The organism is Jeotgalibacillus sp. ET6 (assembly GCF_029667115.1).
In the GTDB taxonomy this organism is placed as follows: Bacteria; Bacillota; Bacilli; order Bacillales; family Jeotgalibacillaceae; genus Jeotgalibacillus.
This window is the reverse complement of the sequence record NZ_JARUIU010000001.1, coordinates 338,744-359,140: the sequence shown is the minus strand read 5'-3', so window position 1 is coordinate 359,140 and position 20,397 is coordinate 338,744. Positions and strand designations below refer to the sequence as shown.

The 20,397-nt window shown below is 40.0% G+C and carries 24 protein-coding genes and 1 riboswitch; of the genes, 5 read left to right on the top strand and 19 right to left on the bottom strand.

Going from position 1 to position 20,397, the window contains the following annotated elements:
- Positions 1-13 precede the first annotated feature (13 nt).
- The 3 genes from P6709_RS01770 to P6709_RS01760 all read right to left on the bottom strand — a co-directional run bounded on the left by P6709_RS01770 (position 14) and on the right by P6709_RS01760 (position 2,536).
- On the bottom strand, positions 14-1,300 hold the full coding sequence (locus P6709_RS01770; RefSeq protein WP_336618984.1) for a DUF4153 domain-containing protein: 1,287 nt from the start codon (positions 1,298-1,300) through the stop codon (positions 14-16).
- Positions 1,301-1,563: 263 nt separating this feature from the next.
- Positions 1,564-2,208 carry an HAAS signaling domain-containing protein gene (locus tag P6709_RS01765; RefSeq protein WP_278239164.1) on the bottom strand — a complete coding sequence of 215 codons (645 nt, stop codon included), beginning with the start codon at positions 2,206-2,208 and terminating at the stop codon, positions 1,564-1,566.
- A complete protein-coding gene (locus P6709_RS01760) occupies positions 2,189-2,536 on the bottom strand; it encodes a PadR family transcriptional regulator (protein ID WP_278239163.1) in 348 nt (115 codons plus the stop codon). The genes P6709_RS01765 and P6709_RS01760 overlap by 20 nt, the downstream gene beginning before the upstream one ends.
- 141 nt (positions 2,537-2,677) lie before the next feature.
- Here P6709_RS01760 and P6709_RS01755 point away from each other — a divergent pair, with 141 nt between their 5' ends.
- Complete coding sequence (locus tag P6709_RS01755) at positions 2,678-2,803, top strand: small acid-soluble spore protein P (protein WP_278239162.1); 126 nt, start codon at positions 2,678-2,680, stop codon at positions 2,801-2,803.
- 38 nt (positions 2,804-2,841) lie between these two features.
- On the opposite strand, the gene speD is transcribed toward P6709_RS01755, so the two are convergent.
- The 5 genes from speD to P6709_RS01730 form a co-directional block, all read right to left on the bottom strand.
- Positions 2,842-3,663, bottom strand: coding sequence for an adenosylmethionine decarboxylase (gene speD / locus P6709_RS01750; protein ID WP_278239161.1), 822 nt, complete (start codon positions 3,661-3,663; stop codon positions 2,842-2,844).
- 584 nt (positions 3,664-4,247) lie between these two features.
- Positions 4,248-5,873 carry a thiamine pyrophosphate-binding protein gene (locus P6709_RS01745; protein WP_278239160.1) on the bottom strand — a complete coding sequence of 542 codons (1,626 nt, stop codon included), beginning with the start codon at positions 5,871-5,873 and terminating at the stop codon, positions 4,248-4,250.
- Positions 5,870-8,680, bottom strand: coding sequence for a sensor domain-containing phosphodiesterase (locus P6709_RS01740; protein ID WP_278239159.1), 2,811 nt, complete (start codon positions 8,678-8,680; stop codon positions 5,870-5,872). Before P6709_RS01740 ends, P6709_RS01745 begins: the two co-directional genes overlap by 4 nt.
- Positions 8,681-8,943: 263 nt before the next feature.
- Complete coding sequence (locus P6709_RS01735; RefSeq protein WP_278239158.1) at positions 8,944-9,573, bottom strand: metal-dependent hydrolase; 630 nt, start codon at positions 9,571-9,573, stop codon at positions 8,944-8,946.
- Positions 9,574-9,670: 97 nt separating this feature from the next.
- Positions 9,671-10,078, bottom strand: a complete 408-nt coding sequence (locus tag P6709_RS01730; protein ID WP_278239157.1) for a sporulation protein — start codon at positions 10,076-10,078, stop codon at positions 9,671-9,673.
- 326 nt (positions 10,079-10,404) lie between these two features.
- Between P6709_RS01730 and P6709_RS01725 the strand changes: the two genes are divergently transcribed.
- A complete protein-coding gene (locus tag P6709_RS01725; RefSeq protein ID WP_278239156.1) occupies positions 10,405-10,560 on the top strand; it encodes a lmo0937 family membrane protein in 156 nt (51 codons plus the stop codon).
- A gap of 42 nt (positions 10,561-10,602) precedes the next feature.
- On the opposite strand, the gene P6709_RS01720 is transcribed toward P6709_RS01725, so the two are convergent.
- The gene (locus tag P6709_RS01720; protein WP_278239155.1) at positions 10,603-11,535 is read right to left on the bottom strand and encodes an LCP family protein; all 933 of its coding nucleotides are present in this window, start codon (positions 11,533-11,535) and stop codon (positions 10,603-10,605) included.
- Between the two features lie 192 nt (positions 11,536-11,727).
- Between P6709_RS01720 and msrA the strand changes: the two genes are divergently transcribed.
- Positions 11,728-12,255 (top strand): peptide-methionine (S)-S-oxide reductase MsrA, encoded by a 528-nt coding sequence (gene msrA / locus P6709_RS01715; RefSeq protein WP_278239154.1) that lies wholly within the window; start codon positions 11,728-11,730, stop codon positions 12,253-12,255.
- A gap of 39 nt (positions 12,256-12,294) precedes the next feature.
- Here msrA and P6709_RS01710 read toward each other — a convergent pair whose 3' ends face one another.
- The 6 genes from P6709_RS01710 to P6709_RS01685 form a co-directional block, all read right to left on the bottom strand.
- Positions 12,295-12,468: a hypothetical protein gene (locus tag P6709_RS01710; RefSeq protein ID WP_278239153.1), complete on the bottom strand. Its 174-nt coding sequence runs from the start codon at positions 12,466-12,468 to the stop codon at positions 12,295-12,297.
- Between the two features lie 32 nt (positions 12,469-12,500).
- The gene (gene queE, locus P6709_RS01705; protein WP_278239152.1) at positions 12,501-13,241 is read right to left on the bottom strand and encodes a 7-carboxy-7-deazaguanine synthase QueE; all 741 of its coding nucleotides are present in this window, start codon (positions 13,239-13,241) and stop codon (positions 12,501-12,503) included.
- Between the two features lies 1 nt (position 13,242).
- Positions 13,243-13,677: a 6-pyruvoyl trahydropterin synthase family protein gene (locus tag P6709_RS01700; protein WP_278239151.1), complete on the bottom strand. Its 435-nt coding sequence runs from the start codon at positions 13,675-13,677 to the stop codon at positions 13,243-13,245.
- Positions 13,674-14,339: a 7-cyano-7-deazaguanine synthase QueC gene (queC, locus tag P6709_RS01695; protein WP_278239150.1), complete on the bottom strand. Its 666-nt coding sequence runs from the start codon at positions 14,337-14,339 to the stop codon at positions 13,674-13,676. Before queC ends, P6709_RS01700 begins: the two co-directional genes overlap by 4 nt.
- 71 nt (positions 14,340-14,410) lie before the next feature.
- A riboswitch (PreQ1 riboswitch) is annotated at positions 14,411-14,455 on the bottom strand.
- A 111-nt stretch (positions 14,456-14,566) separates the two neighbouring features.
- The gene (locus P6709_RS01690; protein ID WP_278239149.1) at positions 14,567-14,767 is read right to left on the bottom strand and encodes a cold-inducible protein YdjO-related protein; all 201 of its coding nucleotides are present in this window, start codon (positions 14,765-14,767) and stop codon (positions 14,567-14,569) included.
- 245 nt (positions 14,768-15,012) lie between these two features.
- Positions 15,013-15,306 (bottom strand): hypothetical protein, encoded by a 294-nt coding sequence (locus tag P6709_RS01685; protein WP_278239148.1) that lies wholly within the window; start codon positions 15,304-15,306, stop codon positions 15,013-15,015.
- 149 nt (positions 15,307-15,455) lie between these two features.
- Between P6709_RS01685 and P6709_RS01680 the strand changes: the two genes are divergently transcribed.
- The gene (locus P6709_RS01680; RefSeq protein WP_278239147.1) at positions 15,456-15,662 is read left to right on the top strand and encodes a hypothetical protein; all 207 of its coding nucleotides are present in this window, start codon (positions 15,456-15,458) and stop codon (positions 15,660-15,662) included.
- Positions 15,663-15,745: 83 nt separating this feature from the next.
- Entirely contained in the window at positions 15,746-15,904 is a 159-nt protein-coding gene (locus P6709_RS01675) for a hypothetical protein (protein WP_278239146.1), read from the top strand.
- A gap of 81 nt (positions 15,905-15,985) precedes the next feature.
- Here P6709_RS01675 and P6709_RS01670 read toward each other — a convergent pair whose 3' ends face one another.
- From P6709_RS01670 to P6709_RS01655, 4 genes are all read right to left on the bottom strand, one after another.
- Positions 15,986-16,855, bottom strand: a complete 870-nt coding sequence (locus P6709_RS01670) for an SDR family oxidoreductase (RefSeq protein WP_278239145.1) — start codon at positions 16,853-16,855, stop codon at positions 15,986-15,988.
- A gap of 168 nt (positions 16,856-17,023) precedes the next feature.
- Positions 17,024-17,941, bottom strand: a complete 918-nt coding sequence (gene thrB, locus P6709_RS01665; RefSeq protein WP_278239144.1) for a homoserine kinase — start codon at positions 17,939-17,941, stop codon at positions 17,024-17,026.
- Positions 17,938-18,999: a threonine synthase gene (gene thrC / locus P6709_RS01660; protein WP_278239143.1), complete on the bottom strand. Its 1,062-nt coding sequence runs from the start codon at positions 18,997-18,999 to the stop codon at positions 17,938-17,940. The genes thrB and thrC overlap by 4 nt, the downstream gene beginning before the upstream one ends.
- Positions 18,996-20,297 (bottom strand): homoserine dehydrogenase, encoded by a 1,302-nt coding sequence (locus P6709_RS01655; RefSeq protein ID WP_278239142.1) that lies wholly within the window; start codon positions 20,295-20,297, stop codon positions 18,996-18,998. The genes thrC and P6709_RS01655 overlap by 4 nt, the downstream gene beginning before the upstream one ends.
- Between the last annotated feature and the right edge of the window lie 100 nt (positions 20,298-20,397).

Here is a 20,397-nt window from a genome sequence, read left to right as displayed (position 1 = left end):
GCTCAAAAGTATATTAATTAATAGTCAGCTCCTGTAATTTTCTGTCTAATTCCTGCTTTGTCAGATTATAGGCTTGCCACTTGTCAGATTGAGTTTGGAGCCTCTCTTCTTTTATTTCCTGCAATAAGTTCTCAAGTCCCTCAAGTTCCGAATTGAGCTCATGCAATTCAATCAGTCCTAATTTACCGGTGTCAGACATTTCGTTAAGATAATACAAGTCGATTTTTCCGGTTAATTTATATCGTTCCAAATTTCTATCAACCACGATGCTATCAATGTTAATGATATTTATACTACAATAGAAAATCAGGGAGGAAAGAAAATAAAAATGAAGCAAGGATAAACGCTGAAGCCATACTTTTATAATCGTGTAAATAATAATAACAAAGAGAAAAATGATAAAGGTGTGAACCAGAATTCTAGTGAAGGTAAAACCGTACGCCTGTTCATATAGATGCAACCGCATAAATGCAGAAATCAATATAAGTAAACTGCTCCCCAGCAGAATACTAAGCAGGATTTGAATGATTTTCTTATAGAATGTATGGTCCTGTTTTACAAAATGAAGGATGAAAACAGTAACAGTAAGATTGATCATGGTAATCGTTACAAGTTCAAAAAAACCACGTCGCGCATACTCTGCGTATGTGAAACCCTCTGCGAGATCACCATTAAAAAAGTACGCGAACTGAATTACCAGATAAAAAAGATAGACGAGGTTCAATAGAACGAGCAGCGTCATGACAATGATTTGATCAAATGCTTTTATTTGGTCCGGATTGTTTGAAGTCAAAGATTCTGTATAAACAAACGCAGCTTGGAAAACCCCATAAAATAAACATCCGAACAGCAGAATGAGCAAAATATCCTGTAAAGTATTTACTGAAAGCAGAGTAAACCACGAAGGGATTTGAGTCAGTATAGTTGTAAAGTAAAGATCTGATGACATTAACAACACAATCACAATGAAAAGAAGCGGAATGGACAACAACAGGCCATAGAAAACTTTTGACCATACCTTTCTTTTTTGCTCATCTATATTTCGACTGAATAAGCGGGTACAATACATGAATAAAAGCACGATTTGATTAACAGACACTCTCAATTTCTTTAGCCCGAACCGAATGATTGTATGCGGAATAAAAAAGCTGGAGGTGTTTTTAGGTTGTATGCTTAACAGGTAATGTAAAAACATAAAGGCAGGTATAACTAGAAAATTGAGCAAATAAAAAATCATTTGATCATATAAAAAATAGTTTAAGGACAGAACCAGGATACAAAGCAATAAGAAGTTCCCCATACGTCTGTTGTATAAAGGAATACTCCTGAGAATGATAAAGAAGATAGTATAAAACAAAATGATAAAAATAACATATGAAATGCCTGCTTTTGGGACGAAAATTAGTTTATCTAACACAAACCCTAAAAAAAGACTACAGATTAAGATCCACCATTGGTTTAAAGTAATGGTACTATTCAACATATTTCCCCCTTTTAAAATACATAGTAATTCTATGTATATAAGCATAGAAAATCTAGGTATAAAGATAAATAATAGGCCCCTTAGACAGAGGCTCTTCTTCCCCATTTATAGCTTAAATAACTAATTGGATACAGGATAATCGTAAAAGCAATGCAGCTTAAAATAAACTCATGAGACAATAAGGGAGCAAACCAATCCTGAGGGATAATTTCAAAGACAACCAGCAGCATCAACGTGATATTGGGAACCAATGAAAAGATAAACGTTTTTCTAAGAAGTGAATGGCCTTTATATCCAAACCCTTTCCCTATTTCATAACCAAGAAGAGCCCAGAAAAACAAGTAGATCACGCTGATAAAAACAGGTATGCTGGTTAAAATGATCCAGATATTTTGAACCCATGACCACTCATACATATTATAAAATAAGGTTAACAATCCTCCCCCCAGAAAAATTAAAATGTTGTAGCTGATAAACAGCCATTTCATATTATCCGGAGTAACAGATTTTTCCTCCAGCCATAACCGTGCGATTTCTTGTGGATCTCCTAATCGTTCTGTTATATCCCTATTACTGACTTCTTCAATTTCGTCTTTTGTAAATTGTAATTCTGCGATCATTTCTTCCAGATGGATTTCATACTCTTCAAGGATCGATTCTCTATTAGGATGACGCCGAAGCTCATTGTCCAGCTTGGTAAGATATTCAATCTTCAGCTGGTCCATTCTTAGCTCTCCCCATCACTTTATTAATGACACCTACGAACTTTACCCATTCATCTGTTTTTTCTTGAAGAAGTTTTTTACCTGGTTCTGTAATTCGATAATATTTACGGGCAGCACCTTTCGGTTGTTCCTGCCAATAAAATTCAATATACCCCTGCTTTTCTAATTTATGAAGAGCAGGATACATCGTCCCTTCCTTCATACTTATATCCTGGTCACTTCTTGCTTCCAATTCTTTAACTAATTCATATCCGTACATATCTCTCTCTATGAGCAGCTGAAGCATCAGCAATGACGTACTCCCTTTCACTAACTCCCGATTGAACATATAATCACCTACCTAGATATTTTATGTATATCGTTATTCTACTTATTTTAGAATGAAAAAGCAAACCTCTTTAAATTAAAATTTTCACATCAATGTTTAAAATGCATCAGTCTGATCAAACTAAACCAGGAGGTGAAGGACATGTCAAAAAAACAAGAAAATAATAAGCAGTCAGAAACCACACAGCCAAAACCGATGAGCGGTTCTCATAAAGTTAAAAACCAAAACCATTCAAGGCAAAATAAAAACAGCGGTCATGATATGTAAAAAAAAGCTCTGATCTCAAAGATCAGAGCTTTCAATGTTTATTTTTTCATGTTTGAAGGGAGATTTTTCCCATAAAAAATTTCATCCATTTCAATTTTTAAACGATGGGTAATGTCCTTAATTTCTTCATCCCCAAGTTTATCTTTTTTATAGCCGAAAAGATAATTATTAAGGTCAAAATCCTTCAGTTTGCATTTTGTATGGAAAATATTCTGTGGATACACATTTACATCGATCATATCATATTCTTCTTTAATTTCTTCAGGAATAAAATTTTGAATTGAGTTTATATCATGATCAATAAATAATTTATGACCATCTACGTCTCTTGTAAATCCTCTAACCCGGTAATCCATTGTCATTATATCCGTATCGAAAGAGTGAATCAGATAATTTAGTGCCTTTAAAGGAGAAATTTCTCCGCATGTGGAGACATCTATATCGGCCCGAAACGTGCTAATGCCCTCGTGCGGGTGATATTCGGGATAGGTGTGCACCGTAATATGGCTTTTATCGAGCTGTAAAGTTGCAATGGACGGCAGCGGTCCTGGAGATTCATCAAAATGATCTGTTGGCACTTCCACTATCGGTCCTTCTGATACTAAAATCGTTACACTTGCACCCTGCGGTACATAATCCTGCTTGGCAATATTTAAAACATGAGCACCAATTATGTCCGCTACATTAGTTAAAATTTTAGTCAAACGGTCAGCATTGTACTGCTCATCAATGTATTCAATATAAGCTTCTCTTTCCTCTTTGGATTTTGTATAACATATATCGTACATATTAAAACTTAATGACTTAGTTAAATTATTGAATTCGTGTAATTGAATTCTTTTTTCCTGCGAAAGTTTCATTGCCAAAACTCCTTCATGTATTACGGGTTTATAGTTTATCTTACCCTTTCAACTTATCACTAAACGATGCTTACTTATGATTTTATGCGTTCTATCATATCATTTATTTCACCTGTTGCCCAATTTATAAAAAAATTAAAGAGGCTGGGACAATTCCGTCCCAGCCTCTCGCAGACCGTTTTACTGTGAGTTAAACAGACTTAACTTTCCTGTGAACCTTTATACTATGAAGGCTAAAGCGAACGTGCTATCTTAATGGAGCTGCCAATTTTTTCGCCGGTCGTCCTTATAATAGTCGTCCGTTATGTTTCAGCTTTTATTTCATTATTACATTCAAGTTATTAATATTTTTTATTCGGAGTTACTACTAAGTAAAAGTTTAGTACCTCAAAAGATGTAATGCTACCCTGGGTTTTGTTTTTAAAAATGACACCACTTGATTTGATCTTAATAAATCAACTCCAGCAAGATTTACTGTTCAGTTATCACTGAAAATAGATAATTTTCAGTGATGTTATGAATGTATTTTTGCTCAACAGATCATTTTGTATTTGGAGTTGCTACTAAGTATAAAATGTTGATGTCTACTTCGCAAAGGATGAAAGAAATTTAACCCGGTCTCCCATTGGCGGAACCGCATCATCAATCAAGTTGATCTCGATCAATTTAGGTCCATCCAGCTTTACTAATTCATCTATCGCTGCAGAATCAATATCCTCCAGTGATGAAATGGTGTGAAATGGAATGTTTATTGCTTCTACGATCGCCGAAATTGAGGTGTATGATTGTGAAAATCGGTTATGAACACGTTTATATTGCAACGAATGACCGTGATGCACCATACCAAGACGCGAATTGTTAATAACGATAAACGTAATAGGCAAGTTGTATTCTTTAGCAGTCAGGATCTCCATCCCGTGCATGAAAAAGCAGCCATCCCCTGTGATACAGGCAACGGTCCGATCCCGTTCAGCAAACGCCATGCCGATACTAGACCCAATCCCGGTGCCCATTGAGCCATAGTGAACATTTATATCAAAGGATTTAGGACTTAGCACTTTCATATAGTGAATGACATAAGACATAAATTCCCCAATGTCTACTGCATACTTTGTATCACTTGGCATCATTGATTGGATTAAAGGCAAAACCGTTTTTGTATCATAATGCAGCTCTTCAGCTGATTGGATATCCTCTGTTAGATTAAATGAGACCGGTTGTGATTCCGGCTGCAATTGCAGCAGCTGTTTTACTGTTTTGCGGCAGTCTCCTGTAACAGGATGATCAATCACATATTTTCTGGTAAAAACGGAAGGATCCCGATCTATTTGTACAACCGTTCTTCCTTCTGTGAGTTGATCCTGATAATTGCTTGTTGCCGTTTCACCGAGGCTCGATCCAATAATAAATAAAATATCATGGTCGCCATGATGAACTAAATCCACAGCAGCTGAATGTCCTGCAAAGCCGTATACTCCTTTATGGAGCGGGTGATTCATTGGAATAAGACCTTTTGCCTGAGGAGTTGTTACAAATGGCCATTTCAAGGCTTCTGCAAGCTCAATTACTTCCTCGGTGCATTCTCTAGCGCCGTTGCCGATAAACAGAACTCCCTTTTTGTTTAAAATTAAGTCTGATAAGGATTTAATCTCTTCAAACGGTGCTTCATGAGGAACATATACAGGAAAATCAGGAAGGGTCACGTCATCCGCCGTTTGTAATTGAACATCTATCGGAAGAGCAAGATGAACGGGGCCCGGCACTCCTTCAAAAGCAATTGAAACCGCCTTATGTAATTCTTCAACCAAATTAGAACTCTCCGTTACCGTTGCACTGTATTTAGTCACTTGCTTGAATACTGGAGAGGCATTTAATTCCTGTGAAGCATTCCAACCGAGAGTTGAGAGCGGAACAGATCCTGTTAAAATAAGAAGAGGAATCTGCTCGCGTGCGGCATTAGCCGCTCCTGTGACCAAATTCATGGCACCTGGGCCGCTGCACCCGACTACTACGCCAAGCTTACCCGAATATTTTGCATAAGCAGCCGCCATAAAAGAAGCCGCTCCCTCATGCTTTGCAACTACCGGAGTAATCTGCGGCTTTTCGTAAAGCTCATCAAATATAGCATTCACCGACCCTGCCGGAATCCCGAAAAGATAGTCCACATTCCCTTTAATTAAAAAGTCAATAATATGTCCTGCAGTCTTCACTTTGTCATCCTCTTTTCCTGGTTTATTCCATTTAGTAAAAGATGTGAAATCTGATCTGAAGGAATCGGTCTGCTGAAATAATACCCCTGCATTAAATGACAGCCGCCTTCCATAAGCAGATTTACTTGTTCTTCCGTTTCGACTCCTTCAGCTATTACGTCATAGTTCAATTGCTGAGCTAAGTAAATAATTGTAGAATTCAAGGCAGCGATATGAGGCTCATGTGTCATATTTTCCACAAAGGAACGATCTATTTTTATTGCATCAATCGGAAAGTCTTTTAAATAGCGCAGGGAACAATAGCCTGTACCGAAATCGTCAAGAGAAAGCTTCAAACCAAGCTTTTTTAGATCCTGTAATTTGCTGACATGCTGAGATTGAATCAGTGTATGTTCCGTTAATTCAATTTCGAGACAGGCCGGATCCATCCCGGTTTCAGCCAAAATTGATTGAATGGTTTCCACTATTCGCGGATGCTGGATTTGTCTCATGGAAAAATTAACAGCCATGTTTAAGTTGTAGCCCTTATCGGTCCAAATTTTATGCTGGGCAGCTGCTTTTCTCAGAACCCATTCTCCCAATTTTAAAATCATTCCTGTTTCTTCTGCGATTGGAATAAACTTATCCGGTGCTATCATCCCCCATTCAGGATGATGCCATCTAAGCAGTGCTTCGACTCCAATAATCGTCTGATCTGCATAATCTATTTTGGGCTGATAATGAACATCAAGCTCATCCCGTTCAAGTGCAGCATGAAGCGCATTCAATAAATTGGACCGCTCAATATTTTGTTCCATCAGCAGCCGTGTAAAGTAGTGAAATGTCCCTCCCTGTTCTTTTGCTACATACATGGCTGTGTCGGCGTTGCGAATCAAATCGTCTTCGTCACTTGCGTCATCAGGAAAAATACTGATGCCTATACTGGCGTTGGTAAACAGCTCATGTCCGTTGATTCTGAATGGCTCGTCCAATGCCTTAATAAATTGAGAACCGATCATGCCCAGTTCATCCGTCCGGCTTACTTCTTCAACGAGAATAATGAACTCATCTCCTCCAAGCCTGGCGACGGTTACCCTCTGGTTAATGAGGGAGCGAAAACGTTCTGCCACCTCATATAAAACGAGGTCACCGATTTTGTGGCCTAGAGAATCATTGATTAACTTAAAGCGATCCAGGTCTAGAAAAAGCACTCCTATTTTTGAGCCGCTGTTTCTGCATTTAAGAATTGCTTTTTTCATTTTCTGCACCAGATAACTCCGGTTTGGAAGATGAGTAAGTAGGTCATAATAGGCCTGATGATGAATTTTTCTTTCCATTTCCCTGCGGTCGGTTACATCGCGAAAGGTAACAACTGCCCCGCTTTGCACCCCATTGTTTTGAATAGGCATGGACACATATTCCACGTCAATAATATCTCCACTTTTTCTGGCAAACTTTTCTTCAATCGAATGCGTTTTAATTCCATCTCTCAGAGACTGAAGGATAGGCGAGCTTTGATTTGTATACCGCTCATCTTCCTTGCTGAAATGGGAGATGACCTCATCCTGCAGGCGGCCAACCATCTCATTGACCTCCCAATCAAGGAGAGAGGCAGCGATCGGATTGCAAAATGTAATGACGCCAAATTCATTCAGACCATAAATTCCTTCACCAGCAGAGTTTAAAATGGATTCATTTTTTTTGCCGAGCAGGCGCAAATCATCATTCATTTGCTCCAGAATTTCGTTTTTTTCCTGAAGTTCATACGTTCTTTCGTCTATTATTTCTTCAAGCTGATCTAAGTGGAGCAGATTATCCAGTACACTCGCTGTTGCATCTGCAATGGATTCAGCAAGCTGCTGTTCTGAATTCGAGTAGGTTATTGGCCCTGAAAAATCAACAACGACAAGCGTTCCAAGAACCTCACCTCTTGAAATAATGGGGATCGCATACATCGCTTTAAAGCCAAACGTAGCCACGGCTGTCGGATCTGGTCTTGGATCTATTGTGACATCGGGAATTAAAACCGGTTTTTTAGTTTGAACTACCTCTTTAAATACAGGGTCAGTAATAAAATCCAATTTCATTTCTTCATGTGTTTTTTTCCAATCCTCTTCCTGCCAATGACTCTCAGAGCTTAATTTTTCAGGAAGAGGCGATTTAGATTTAAAGTCTCTTAAATGCGCCGCAACATTTTTGTTATTTAGTGCCCGTCCGATATAAATAAAACTCGTATCGAGGACTTCCTGAATTGTTGTACATCCTGCAAGCGATTTGGTGGCATCAAGAAGCAGCTGTTTATCCTGAACTAATTTCCGGGAGTTATCGAGCAGCTCTGCATTACGGATCGCAACCGCTGCCATAAGAACATAGGATTCAAGCGCTTCAATTTCTTCCTCAGTCAGGTGCAGGGGAGATTGATAATCAAAAAGAAAAACGAGCCCATACAGAGACTCCTCGAAGTAAATAGGCATCCCAAAAAGAGATTTTATTTTAAACAGCTCAATCGGTCTCGGGTCCGGCCGATTATCATTTGAAGTATCCGGTATATAGATCGCTTTTTTGGTATCTACTATTTCCTGTGCTAATCGGTCATGCTCAAGGTCAATAATCATTTTATCAAGCGTAATGCCGTTAAAGTGGTCCGGTTTTCCAACAAATCCTTGAAAACGGGATTTATCCAACGGTAAATAAATTCCAACTGAATCACACCGGACAATTTCCTCCGAAATGGCTTTTACCACCTGTTTGAGAACCGAGCGTTTATCTAATTCTGTATGGATCATTTTTGTAATTTCTGCTAAACGTGAATAACGGTCCGGATTCATCAGAATCACACCTTTCTGCTATAGCATTACTATCGGCATGAATATACAATTTATTAGTTTGTTTACACTATTTTTACATATAACACGGCAAATAAACTCAACTATATTATGATTCTATCGTACTATTCTATTCTTTTCGACAATTTCCCTTCTTTTTGAAACATATATTTAATAGACAACTCATAAGATTAAAATCTATATCGTTTTTTTCATAAAAAAGCCTTCATGAATCATTCATTCACGAAGGTTTTTCAGATCTTGTGTCAAAATTCTCTATTATACAGGGGAAGAAACCATTTTACTCCTTTTTTGTTAAAAGGAAGACATTTCATGTCCAGTATCAGATGACTGATGTATCCGACCGCACAGGCCATTGCAATGCCGCTGATTGCCATTCGGTTCTCAAGCTGATACGCAATAAAAATGAAGACGGCTGCCCCTGCCAGCGAATGGGTAGGTCCTCTATGCGGAACAAACGATGCCCCGGCTGTGAAAAGACCAAATAAGATTAACCAGTATTCATTCCCCAGCCATCCCGTTCCAATCAACGTAATGCCAGATAACAAAACCATAAAACGCTGATTGATCAAATACCTTGGAAGGAGAATAAGCAGGAGAGCAGCGCCGACTCCGAGTATACGGACTATGCCGGATAAAATAATCAAGCTGTATGTACCGAGTAAAACGCCTAAACAGGCAAGGGCAAACCACAGCCACTTTCTGTGAAGGGAAATCCGGTTTGAAAGTTTCCCATTTGTGTCCAGGTCAGGTGCGAGAGAAGAAACACTGCCAAGCAGTATCAACAGACCAGTAGCTGCAGGAGCTGCTTCCTGCCAGACTGCTACGCCCAATCCCGCTCCAGCGCCAACGATTGCATGCGAGGTCCCCTTCATGTATTCATCATCCTTTTCTATCTATTCCGCTAAGCACTCCACTCATTATACCGAACATACGATCGGATAGCCAGAAAAGTTGAGAAATACAGTAAGATTACTTAATCGTAATTACATCTTTATCTTCAGGGTCTACCCCGTTATGTACAAGCAGCTTTGTTTGAATATACGTTTGAATGACAGAAGAGGATCGCGGATGTTTGTCAGATAAAAGCATGGTAAACGGGATTTCCTTTTTCTCATTTGCTTTAATTTCCGTTACATCCTTTAATACAACTTGTTTTAGCTCTTCATCGTAATAAGAAAAATCACTGTCGCTTCTTACTTCATTATCGTGAAAGACGAAGAGAGTTAATTGAATCCCCGCTATTTGCTGGTCCCCCTGTCCACCCTTAACCGTTACCAATCCATTAACGGCATCGCCTGGTGAAAAAGTACTGGGATTAATGGTTGTTCGCACTTCCGCCCCTTCAAAACCAATTGAAGAAAAAAACTTTTCAAACATGTGAACACCTCCTTTTATTCATGATAACAATTTTTATAGCTCGATCCCATACAAAGCCGCCACTCTTAGCAAAAATACGCTTAATACTTTGGTTATTCCACTTTTATTGATAATTCACAACCGTTATTGCTTAGTGTATATCAATTTAACTAATCAATTCCGTATTCGATCATGTAATCAGTATAAATTTATTGAGTCATACTATACCCAGCGTTAAAATATTTTATAGTAAAATAATTTTTTCTTTTTTTATTTCTGTAGGATTAAATTTAATTCTGTAAGGGTAGATTACAATTAGGCGCTTTTAAAACAAAAAGGAGGTGTTCATGTTGAAAATACTTTGGTGGCTAATTGTTATATTAATTATCGTATGGTTAGCTGGATTTTTATTAGACATAGCAGGCGGTATTATTCATATCTTAATTGTAATTGCTATTATCCTGATTATATACAATCTAATTACAGGCAGGAAAAAATTATAGCAAAAAAGAGCGTGCCCTATATATCCGGGCGCGCTCTTTTACTTAATTGAGAAATTCCTGCAAGGCTTCGTTATTTTCTTCCCAGTACAGCTCTAACACGGAACCGACACCAGGATAGGAGGCATTTGAATATCCATTTTCAATGGGAATCGTCAGCCTGTCCAGATCGGCACCGCCGCTTAAAATAATTCTGCTCATTAATTCAATTTGCTTAGCATTGCTCATATTTGTTTGAATATACGGCTGAGCTACTCCTAAAAGCTTTGGTGTTTTCGTCACCCCGCTTAAACTCATTGCGTGGTCCTTAACAGCCTCAATAACCTGCTGCTGCCTGTTCACTCTTCCAAAATCCCCTTCTGCATCTGCTCGGAACCGGGCATAGCCTAGAAGTTCTTTCCCATTCAGCTTTTGCTGTCCTTCTTCAAGACTGACGCCGATTTTTTCAGACATTGCTTTTTCCACGTCGATTTCAATTCCATCCGGTGCCAGTGCATCCACCATATCCTCAAATGCAACAAAATCAATCATCATATAATGTTCAACGTCGATATTGAAGTTTTCTTTAATCGTTTGACGCAGAAGTTCCGGGCCTCCCAGATAAAAGGCTGTATTTAATTTATAGCTTTGATAACCAGGTATATCGACATAAATATCACGCATAAGAGACACAAGCTTCACTTGATCCGTTTCGCCGTCCCACTGAGCAATCATCATCGTGTCTGAGCGGGATTGTTCTTCACCTCTGCTGTCTACACCGATGAGAAGCACATTTACTTTGCCGCTATCTGATTTTACACCTTCAAATTCCTGTTCAAACTCCAGATCTAGTCCTTGTGCATCCTTTGACATCTGAGTGCCCAGCCAATATTGTGTAAGAGAGAAAATAAGGATAAAAATTGAAAATAGAATAATAAGAGCAAAAAATACTCTCCCTTTTTTCATCTTCTTTTTTCTTCGCTGCTGTCTTGTTTCCATAATGCCTCCTGAATAAATGTACGTCATGTAACCTAAGTTCTTCAATCATATGACGAATCAAGAACTTAATTTGTTACACTTTACAATCCTTTTTAAAAGTTTGCAAGCTTTTTTCGATCAGATTAGTAGTCTCCTCCGCCTTCACGGTGGTAGAATATGTAGTACGCTTTAAAGAATGAGGAGGCAAAATGCATGTCTAAAATAGAAAAAGCAACATTCGCCGGAGGATGCTTCTGGTGTATGGTTAAACCATTTGATCAATTTGAAGGAATCAACTCCATTCGCTCAGGATACACGGGTGGTACAGTCGATCATCCAACCTATGAACAAGTGAAAAGTGGAGATACCGGCCATATGGAAGCAGTGGAAATCACATTTAATCCGGCCGTTTTTCCTTATGAAAAGTTACTGGAAATATACTGGCAGCAAGTTGATCCGACTGATGATGAAGGACAATTTCAAGATCGGGGCCCCTCATACCGTGCAGCCATTTTTTATCATAACGAAGAACAAATGCAAATAGCCGATCGTTCAAAAGTGGCTCTTATTGATAGCGGCAAATATAAAAAACCGATTGTAACTCCAATCCTTCCTGCAGGTCCGTTTTGGGAAGCGGAAGACTATCATCAGGACTTTTATAAGAAAAACCCGGAAGAATACAAAGCTGACCGCGAGCAATCGGGAAGAGATGAATTTTTATCCAAACACTGGCCTGAATAACAAAAGGTTCGCACCACTCCCGGTGCGAACCTTTTTTCTTTACTGCCAAACCTGCATAATCAACCAGTCGAAAACGATCCACAAACCAAATAGGAAAAGCGTCAAAAAAATAAATAGAAGGATAACATTTCTTTTCTCATGTTCCCGCTTCAGCTGCCAGTATAAGAGGCAGACAGACAAAACGATAATCACGATCCCCGTATATAAAGCCATCCCAGCTCTCTCCATTCAGTCATTAGACGGGTTCAGACACCTCTTTTATTGCCCCATACGTATGTATGAAGCTGAGGCAGCACTCTAACCCGGTTTAACGTTTCTCTTTTCATAACACAATCAATCAGCCATTCATATTTTGATATCAAATCAGAAACAAGTCTCGTGTCGTTTGTCTCTGTTACTTGTTCATTTCCGGTTTGAATGTAAAAAGGAACCAAAGGGTAACGCTTATGAAGCATCTCAGCAAAGTCCAGGTCCTTTTCATCAAAAACCACTACCTTTAACGAATAAACAGAAGATGGACGGTCTTTCAAACGCTCCAAAATATCATCGAGAATTCCCAGATTAGGCTTCATCTTCGAGCTTGGCGGTTTCGGAGAAATCGTCAGGTCATCAATAGACAGAAACCAGTCCTGCCAGATGCTTCCCTGTGTCTCAAGCGCCACATCGATGCCTTTTTCCTGCAAAGCCTTTACTAAAACCCCCATATGTTTAATTAAAGCAGGGTTCCCCCCGGAAATGGTAACGTGAGAAAAGGCATTCCCTCCTGTTTTAAAAAGCTCTTCTAAAATAGAAGAAGGACTCATCTGCCTGATTTCATCTTTAGCAGAACCGTCCCACGTAAATGCTGAGTCACACCATGCACAGCTGTAGTCACAGCCGGCTGTACGAATAAACATCGTTTTTTGGCCGATCACCATGCCCTCTCCCTGAACCGTAGGGCCGAAAATCTCAAGTACAGGTATTTTTTTCTCTGTCGTTTGAAGCATGTTACACCCTCCCTGACTTAGGACGATAAATAACATAGCTCGTTGGTGTTTCACGCAGATAAATTTGCAGGCAAACAGGCTTGTTTGCTGTTTGATCAAGATGCTCCTGAATAATTTCATGCATGACTCTTGCTACGACCTCTGTTGTAGGAAAGGTATTTGCGCTTTCTGCCGGAAAGCGGTCATCTTCATTTAAAACTCCATGGTCAAACCGGTCATGCAGCAAGTTTTTTATCGTTTTAAAATTCACAAGAAATCCTGAATCATCCAGCTCATCTCCTGCTATGGTCACGTTGGCAAAGTAGGTGTGTCCGTGAACGTTTTGGCATTTGCCTGCTCCTTCATGCGGGATGGAATGAGCCGCAGCGAAATGAAGATCCTTGTTTAATTCATAGGAATATGAATGGTTTGGGGAGGGATATATTTGTTGTATCACGTCGTTTTCGCCTCCTTTTTCTCCAGGAATTCATTCATCCCCTTATTTCTTAGTCTGCAGGCAGGACACTCCCCGCAGCCGGTTCCCATCAGCCCGTTGTAGCAGGTTAGCGTATGCTCTTTAATGTAGTCAAATGCCTGCAATTCATCCGCAAGCTCCCACGTTTGTGCCTTGTCGAGCCACATAAGAGGAGTATGAAGAACAAAATCCTCTTCCATCGATAAATTGATGGTTACATTTAAAGACTTCATAAAAACATCACGACAATCAGGGTAGCCGCTAAAATCCGTTTCGCATACCCCTGTAATTAAATGCCGTGCCCCAATTTGCTTTGCCAGCACCGCAGCAAAAGACATAAAAAGAAGATTTCTTCCGGGCACGAAAGTAGAAGGCAGCTCCCCTTCTTTCTCTTCTATCGGCTGATCCGTCCGGGTTAAAGCAGAAGGAGCAAGCTGATTAAGGAGACTCATATCCAGAACATGATGACGGACATCCAATTCCTCTGTAATCTGTCTGGCTACTTCAATTTCCTTATGATGCCGCTGCCCATATTCAAAAGTAACCGCCTCGACATGGGCAAATTGTTTTAAAGCCCAAAATAAACAAGTTGTACTATCCTGACCTCCGCTGAAAACAACCAGCGCTTTTTGATTTTTATCCATAAAAAAACCTCCTCTTCTATTGATAGAAGAAAGAGTGCTCACGAAAAAGACAAGTACTGACCCTCAGCTCTTTGTCCCTAGTTTTTTATAGAGGGATGGTCGCGAACCTCTTTTTTATCCAATATCATTTTGTATTATAGCACAGGTACGTACCTATTTGAAATTGGGGATATGAAGATCATATAAAAACAGCCGCTCCTGAACAGGACAGGAACGGCTGCTTCAAATTAAAATTTACGCGGATTAGGAATCACTTCAAGCAGTCGTGAACCTTCTTCCATTTTGCTTCCGCAGATTGGACAAGTTGGAGAACCTTCCCCGTGACTTGAAAAATTAGATCTCATCCACCCTTTGCATTCATCAGATGAGCATTCCCAAACTGGAGTTTCTTCTTTAACCACTTCTTCTGTTGGCTTACGCTGAAACATAGTTTTGTCTCCCTTCAAGAACCATTGTCCATTAATCCAGATTGCTCAAAAAAATAAATCACTCAATGATAAAGCTGTGAATAATCTCAAGCTTCATATTAAGTGAAAGAAAATTTGATATACGAGTAGTACTTAACACTATTTTACTTTATCGATACTTTTTTGTCAACTGTGATAAAACTGATCTACGTCCACAGGAAATAAGGACAGATGATCCATCTGCCCCTTAATCTCAGGATGTTCGTTTAAAACTGATTAGTTTTATCAGAAGACTGCTCCTGCTTTTCATTAAAATACTGAACAGATGTCTGCGCACCCTCTTCCTGCATCTTTTCATCTTCAAGATCATAAGATCCGGTTGCTTTAGGCGCCTGACTTTCCTGATCATTCATAGACTGCTTCGCCTGATCAATCAGCTGGTTAATTTTTTCTTTAGTATCGTTAAAAGCAACGGTTGCTTTTTCACGATTATCCTTATTTTTAAAATAAGCGTAGCCTGCTGCGCCGAGGCCGAGTAATGCATAGCGTTTCATGCCCATTTAAAACCCTCCTATTTATTCATAGTATTTCTATTTCCTTAATTCTTATTAGATAAACCTTTTGTTGTAAACGATTTATTATTATCACGAATCATATATACGTTTAATGTGGGAATCATTGGGAATACATAAAAAAAGGAGGTTTTACGATGTCTAAAAATAAGCATAACCGCACTTCAAATAAATATGATCAACCTGATAGCCTGAACAGTGAAAAAGAAAGCATCCTGGATAAATTTGAGGATGAACAGATGACGGATCCCATTCCAATGGAGGATCAAAAACAAGATATGAAAGACGAGAAAAATAAACACCGCACGAAATCTTCTTCTTCAAGTGAAAAATCCCATCCCTGATCACGCTAAAAAGCGTCTGCATAAAAAACTCATTTTATGATAAAATAGGGATGAACGCACCAGACTTCATGGAGGTGGATAAGATGGCCCGATCTGATCATGAAGAGCTCGAAAAAACTGGCAGAAGCCATTCTCAAAAAATCAAGGCACATCAGCTTCTCGGATCAGGAATGAAAGAGGATGAAGTTCAAGAGCTTGCTGAACACCGTGAAGATGGATGGGAATATGTAGATGATCCTTAAAAATTATTGACTTTAATCACATAAGTCCCTGCATGATTGCAGGGACTTTTTTTGTTCTGTCTTTTTTTGATTATCTGAGGATTAACTTGTCACGAATGTTCCACCATTGATGTGGATGGTTTGACCAGTCATATAGCTCGAGTCGTCTGATGCGAGCAAAACATAAGCGGGTGCTAGTTCTGCCGGTTGACCCGGTCTCTCCATTGGGGCATCCACACCGAATTTTTCTACTTTGTCTGCTTCAAATGTGGAGGGGATCAGCGGCGTCCAAATAGGACCAGGCGCAACTGAGTTTACCCGTATTTTTCTGCTTACTAGTGATTTTGAAAGAGAGCGGGTAAATGTAGCAATAGCCCCTTTTGTTGCTGAGTAGTCAATTAGTGTTTCATTGCCTGCATAAGCAGTTACAGAACCCGTATTGATAATCGTGCTTCCTTCTTTTAAATGGGGCAGTGCAGCCTTCACTAAATGAAACATAGAAAAAATATTGGTTTTAAATGTTTTTTCAAGCTGCTCAGTTGAGATTTCCTCAATAGACTGCTGAGGATGCTGTTCTGCAGCATTATTCACCAGAATATGAAGGGAGCCTAATTCATTTACAGTGTTTTGCACAGCAAGCTTGCAGAATTCCTCATTTCCAACATCTCCTGAAAGCAAAAGACATTTGCCTCCGTATTGCAGGATTTCTTCTTTAGTCATTTTAGCATCTTCATGTTCTTCTAAATAGATAATGGCAACATCTGCCCCTTCTTTTGCATAGGCAATGGCCGCTGCTTTGCCGATTCCGCTGTCTCCTCCTGTAACAAGGGCTACTTTACCCTGTAATTTACCTGAACCTTTATAATCCGGATCATTGTGAATCGGCTCGGGATTCATTTGATTTGTTTCCCCGGGCTGCTGATTCTGATGCTGAGCCGGCTGGCCGCCTTTTTGCTGATTTGTAAACTCCATTACAATCTCTCCTTTGTATAAGATGATTTATTATTTCCGTGTTTGATAAAATAAATAACTCCATGCTGTTTATTCGAGTTCATTTTCGACATCTAATTGCCGATAAATGAAAGAATAGTTATTACTTCCCTTTATAGACAAACAAAAAACCACCTTGTTTTGAGGTGGTTACACATTTTCCTTTAAATAAACAGGAGCAATTGAACATCCTGTTTTAGAAATGGCTGAATTAATAAAGGAATAATCCCGGAAAGAGTCTTTAAGTTTGCTTGAGAGCGATTCTAAATCTTCTTTATTGCTGAATATTATGATTGCGGGTCCTGCTCCACTTACCGTTGTAGCATAGGCTCCAAGCATGCCCGCTTCTTTTCGAATCTGATGAAAGGAATCAATCGATTTTGCCCGATAAGGCTCATGATACTCATCTTTTTCCATCATTTTGCCTGCAGTCTTCCAATCCTTATTCATGATTGCAGCAATCATCAGGTTTGCAGCTGCACTTGTCCGGATTGCTGACGAATGTGAAATTTCATCTGGAATTATTTTACGGGAGTCAGCAGTGATCATTTCATGAGAAGGAACTAATAGGAGTACACTGACTTCAGAAGTATCCAGCTTTAGGGTTGAAAATTCATCTTTTGTATATCTGCTGACAGTTACTCCTCCAAGTACAGCTGCAGATACATTATCAGGGTGTCCTTCTATATCACAAGCCAGCTTTATTTTCTCAGAATCTGATAAAGATAAAGACATCAGAAAATCCCCGATCGCGATGGCTGTCACGATAGCTGCTGCACTGCTTCCCATCCCTTTGGATAATGGGATTTGAGATATGACAGAAAGAGAAGCAGGCGGTGCTTGCCTATTAAATTGCTTCTCCATTTTTCTGATTGTAGACAAGATTAAATTGCGCTCATCTGTAGGAAGACACCCGTGGCTCTCCTCCTCATATTGAATATTCCATTCTAAAGAGGGGGTCACCACCGTGTATTGATACAAGTTTAAGGCTGCTCCGATTGAATCAAATCCAGGTCCTAAATTGGCTGTAGTAGCTGGGACTCGAACCTGAAATGGAGTAAATGTCATACTTTTACTCCTCCCTTCAGCTCCGCCCGCAATTCATTTATATTGGCTCTAATTTTAACCGGCTCGAGATCAGAGGATTGTATAGCTGTCTCAGGATCTTTCAAGCCGTTTCCTGTCAATACAGCCACAACCGTACTGCCTTTCTCTATCAAACCAGCCTCTACCTTCTTTTTCAATCCGGCTATTGAAGCGCAGGATGCTGGTTCAGCAAAGATCCCTTCTTTTTTAGCTAGAAGCTGGTAGGCTTTAAGAATTTCTTCATCAGATACTGCTAAAATATCACCTGCAGATTCTTTTAATGCGTTCAAAGCCAGTTTCCAGCTGGCGGGATGCCCTATTCGAATAGCAGTAGCCACGGTTTCAGGCTGCTCCACGATACGGTTCAGGACAATAGGTGCTGCTCCCTCTGCCTGGACTCCTAATAATACAGGCCGGCTTCCCCCGTGTTTATCCTGGTATTCTGTGAACCCTTTCCAATAAGCAGAGATGTTTCCTGCATTCCCCACAGGAAGCGCCAGCAGGTCAGGGACTTTGCCAAGCTGGCTTAGAACCTCAAATGCTGCCGTTTTTTGTCCTTCGAGACGAAATGGATTCACGGAGTTTACTAGAGTAATATCTTCTTCCTCACTTATTCTTCTAACAAGTGTCAGAGCTTCATCAAAATTGCCGTCAATTGAAACAATATCCGCCCCGTACATCCGTGCTTGGGCAAGTTTTCCAAGAGCGATTCGTCCATCCGGTATGACGACAATTGTCCTCAGTCCCGCTCTTGCCCCGTATGCTGCTGCAGAAGCAGAAGTATTTCCAGTCGATGCGCATATGATTGCTTTGCTTCCTTCCTCCTTTGCTTTTGCAACGGCCATTACCATCCCACGGTCTTTAAAAGAACCTGTTGGATTCGCTCCTTCAAGTTTCACGTGAAGATCGATCCCCCACTCTTTGGATAAGTGAATCAGAGGCACTAGGGGTGTGTTGCCTTCTAAAAGGCTCACATTTGGCGTAGACGGAGTAACGGGAAGCCACTCTTCGAATTCTTTTATCAGTCCCTGCCACATCATCTTTCACCGCCTTCTACACGGTAATTGGATATAATTTGTTTCACTGATGATGTAGCGTTCAGTTCATTTATGATCTCTGTTTGATTCTTTCTCGATAACGAATGGGTAATCAGAATTACCTCAGCTTCCCCTTCTTTTTCACCCGGTCGTTGAATGATAGAGCCAAGACTCGCGTGATGCTTGCTGTAAATGGATGTTAATTCAGAAAAAACGCCAATCTCATCTTTGACAAGCAAGCGGTGAAAAAATTGGGCACTTTGCTGATCTTCTCCTTTTAAATGCCTCGAATTCATAGGGTTATGACTTCGTTTCCCTCCAACTCCAAGCAATAGATTTCTGCATGCAGCAAGGATATCTGATACGACCGAAGTGGCAGTAGGCATTGATCCTGCACCTGGTCCATAGAACATTGTTTCCCCGACAGCATCTCCATATATATAGACCGCATTGTATTCATTTCTGACAGACGACAAAGGATGAGAAGATGCCAAAAAGACCGGTTCAACTGAGACATCAATTCCATCCTGGTCTCTATGAGCAAACCCAAGCATTTTCACGCTGTATCCAAATTGTTCAGCAAGCTCGAGATCTTCCGTGCTGATAGCAGTCATGCCTTCAACTGAGACGTCTTCAAGATGAACTTCCATCGAAAAAGCAAGTGTTGCCAGGATCGCCATTTTTCTGGCAGCATCCAATCCTTCCACATCTGATGTTGGATCGCTTTCAGCAAAACCCAGTTCCTGTGCTTTTTTCAGCGCTTCATTATAGGACCATTTTTCTTCCTTCATTTTTGTGAGAATGTAATTGGTTGTTCCGTTCACAATTCCCATGATCCCTGAAATTCTGTCTGATGCCAGGCCGTCTTCAAGGGTACGGATAATCGGAATTCCTCCTGCTACGCTCGCTTCATAATACAAATCACAGCTGTTTTCATGAGCCAGACGCAAGAGCGAATGACCATGCAGAGCCATTAAGTCTTTATTGGCAGTGATGACGGGTTTGCCTGCTGTTAAAGCTTCTTCAATTGCCTCTCTTGCTTCCTCTATTCCTCCCATCACTTCTACCACTACATCGATAGAAGAATCCCGAATGACATCCGAAACATTTGAGCAAAGCACTCCTTCGTCTACATAAGTACCACGTTCTTTTTCCATATCCCGCACAACGATTTTTCCTATCTTAACCTTTACCCCAAGGCGTTGTGTCAGTTCCTTCTCATTGTCACGGATCATAGTAGCAACACCGCTGCCTACCGTACCAAATCCCAGCATACCAATTGTCAGATCTTTTTTCGTCATAAGGCACCTGCTTCCACCTACCGCATGTATTTATACGAAGGACATTTGTTTTTATTATACGGACAATTATATCGATTCAAAGAACGTGTGACAACCCAAA

Excerpts from the sequence above, each read along its gene's own strand:
- P6709_RS01765 (WP_278239164.1), bottom strand. The coding sequence starts at position 2,208 with ATGGACCAGCTGAAGATTGAATATCTTACCAAGCTGGACAATGAGCTT.
- msrA (WP_278239154.1), top strand. The coding sequence starts at position 11,728 with ATGTCTAAAATAGAAAAAGCAACATTCGCCGGAGGATGCTTCTGGTGT.
- P6709_RS01685 (WP_278239148.1), bottom strand. The coding sequence starts at position 15,306 with ATGGGCATGAAACGCTATGCATTACTCGGCCTCGGCGCAGCAGGCTAC.
- queC (WP_278239150.1), bottom strand. The coding sequence starts at position 14,339 with ATGGATAAAAATCAAAAAGCGCTGGTTGTTTTCAGCGGAGGTCAGGAT.
- speD (WP_278239161.1), bottom strand. The coding sequence starts at position 3,663 with ATGAAACTTTCGCAGGAAAAAAGAATTCAATTACACGAATTCAATAAT.
- P6709_RS01755 (WP_278239162.1), top strand. The coding sequence starts at position 2,678 with ATGTCAAAAAAACAAGAAAATAATAAGCAGTCAGAAACCACACAGCCA.
- P6709_RS01690 (WP_278239149.1), bottom strand. The coding sequence starts at position 14,767 with ATGTTTCAGCGTAAGCCAACAGAAGAAGTGGTTAAAGAAGAAACTCCA.
- P6709_RS01735 (WP_278239158.1), bottom strand. The coding sequence starts at position 9,573 with ATGAAGGGGACCTCGCATGCAATCGTTGGCGCTGGAGCGGGATTGGGC.
- thrB (WP_278239144.1), bottom strand. The coding sequence starts at position 17,941 with ATGACATTTACTCCATTTCAGGTTCGAGTCCCAGCTACTACAGCCAAT.
- P6709_RS01725 (WP_278239156.1), top strand. The coding sequence starts at position 10,405 with ATGTTGAAAATACTTTGGTGGCTAATTGTTATATTAATTATCGTATGG.
- thrC (WP_278239143.1), bottom strand. The coding sequence starts at position 18,999 with ATGATGTGGCAGGGACTGATAAAAGAATTCGAAGAGTGGCTTCCCGTT.
- queE (WP_278239152.1), bottom strand. The coding sequence starts at position 13,241 with ATGCTTCAAACGACAGAGAAAAAAATACCTGTACTTGAGATTTTCGGC.
- P6709_RS01655 (WP_278239142.1), bottom strand. The coding sequence starts at position 20,297 with ATGACGAAAAAAGATCTGACAATTGGTATGCTGGGATTTGGTACGGTA.
- P6709_RS01710 (WP_278239153.1), bottom strand. The coding sequence starts at position 12,468 with ATGGCTTTATATACGGGGATCGTGATTATCGTTTTGTCTGTCTGCCTC.
- P6709_RS01770 (WP_336618984.1), bottom strand. The coding sequence starts at position 1,300 with ATGGGGAACTTCTTATTGCTTTGTATCCTGGTTCTGTCCTTAAACTAT.
- P6709_RS01675 (WP_278239146.1), top strand. The coding sequence starts at position 15,746 with ATGGCCCGATCTGATCATGAAGAGCTCGAAAAAACTGGCAGAAGCCAT.
- P6709_RS01730 (WP_278239157.1), bottom strand. The coding sequence starts at position 10,078 with ATGTTTGAAAAGTTTTTTTCTTCAATTGGTTTTGAAGGGGCGGAAGTG.
- P6709_RS01760 (WP_278239163.1), bottom strand. The coding sequence starts at position 2,536 with ATGTTCAATCGGGAGTTAGTGAAAGGGAGTACGTCATTGCTGATGCTT.
- P6709_RS01680 (WP_278239147.1), top strand. The coding sequence starts at position 15,456 with ATGTCTAAAAATAAGCATAACCGCACTTCAAATAAATATGATCAACCT.
- P6709_RS01670 (WP_278239145.1), bottom strand. The coding sequence starts at position 16,855 with ATGGAGTTTACAAATCAGCAAAAAGGCGGCCAGCCGGCTCAGCATCAG.
- P6709_RS01740 (WP_278239159.1), bottom strand. The coding sequence starts at position 8,680 with ATGAATCCGGACCGTTATTCACGTTTAGCAGAAATTACAAAAATGATC.
- P6709_RS01720 (WP_278239155.1), bottom strand. The coding sequence starts at position 11,535 with ATGGAAACAAGACAGCAGCGAAGAAAAAAGAAGATGAAAAAAGGGAGA.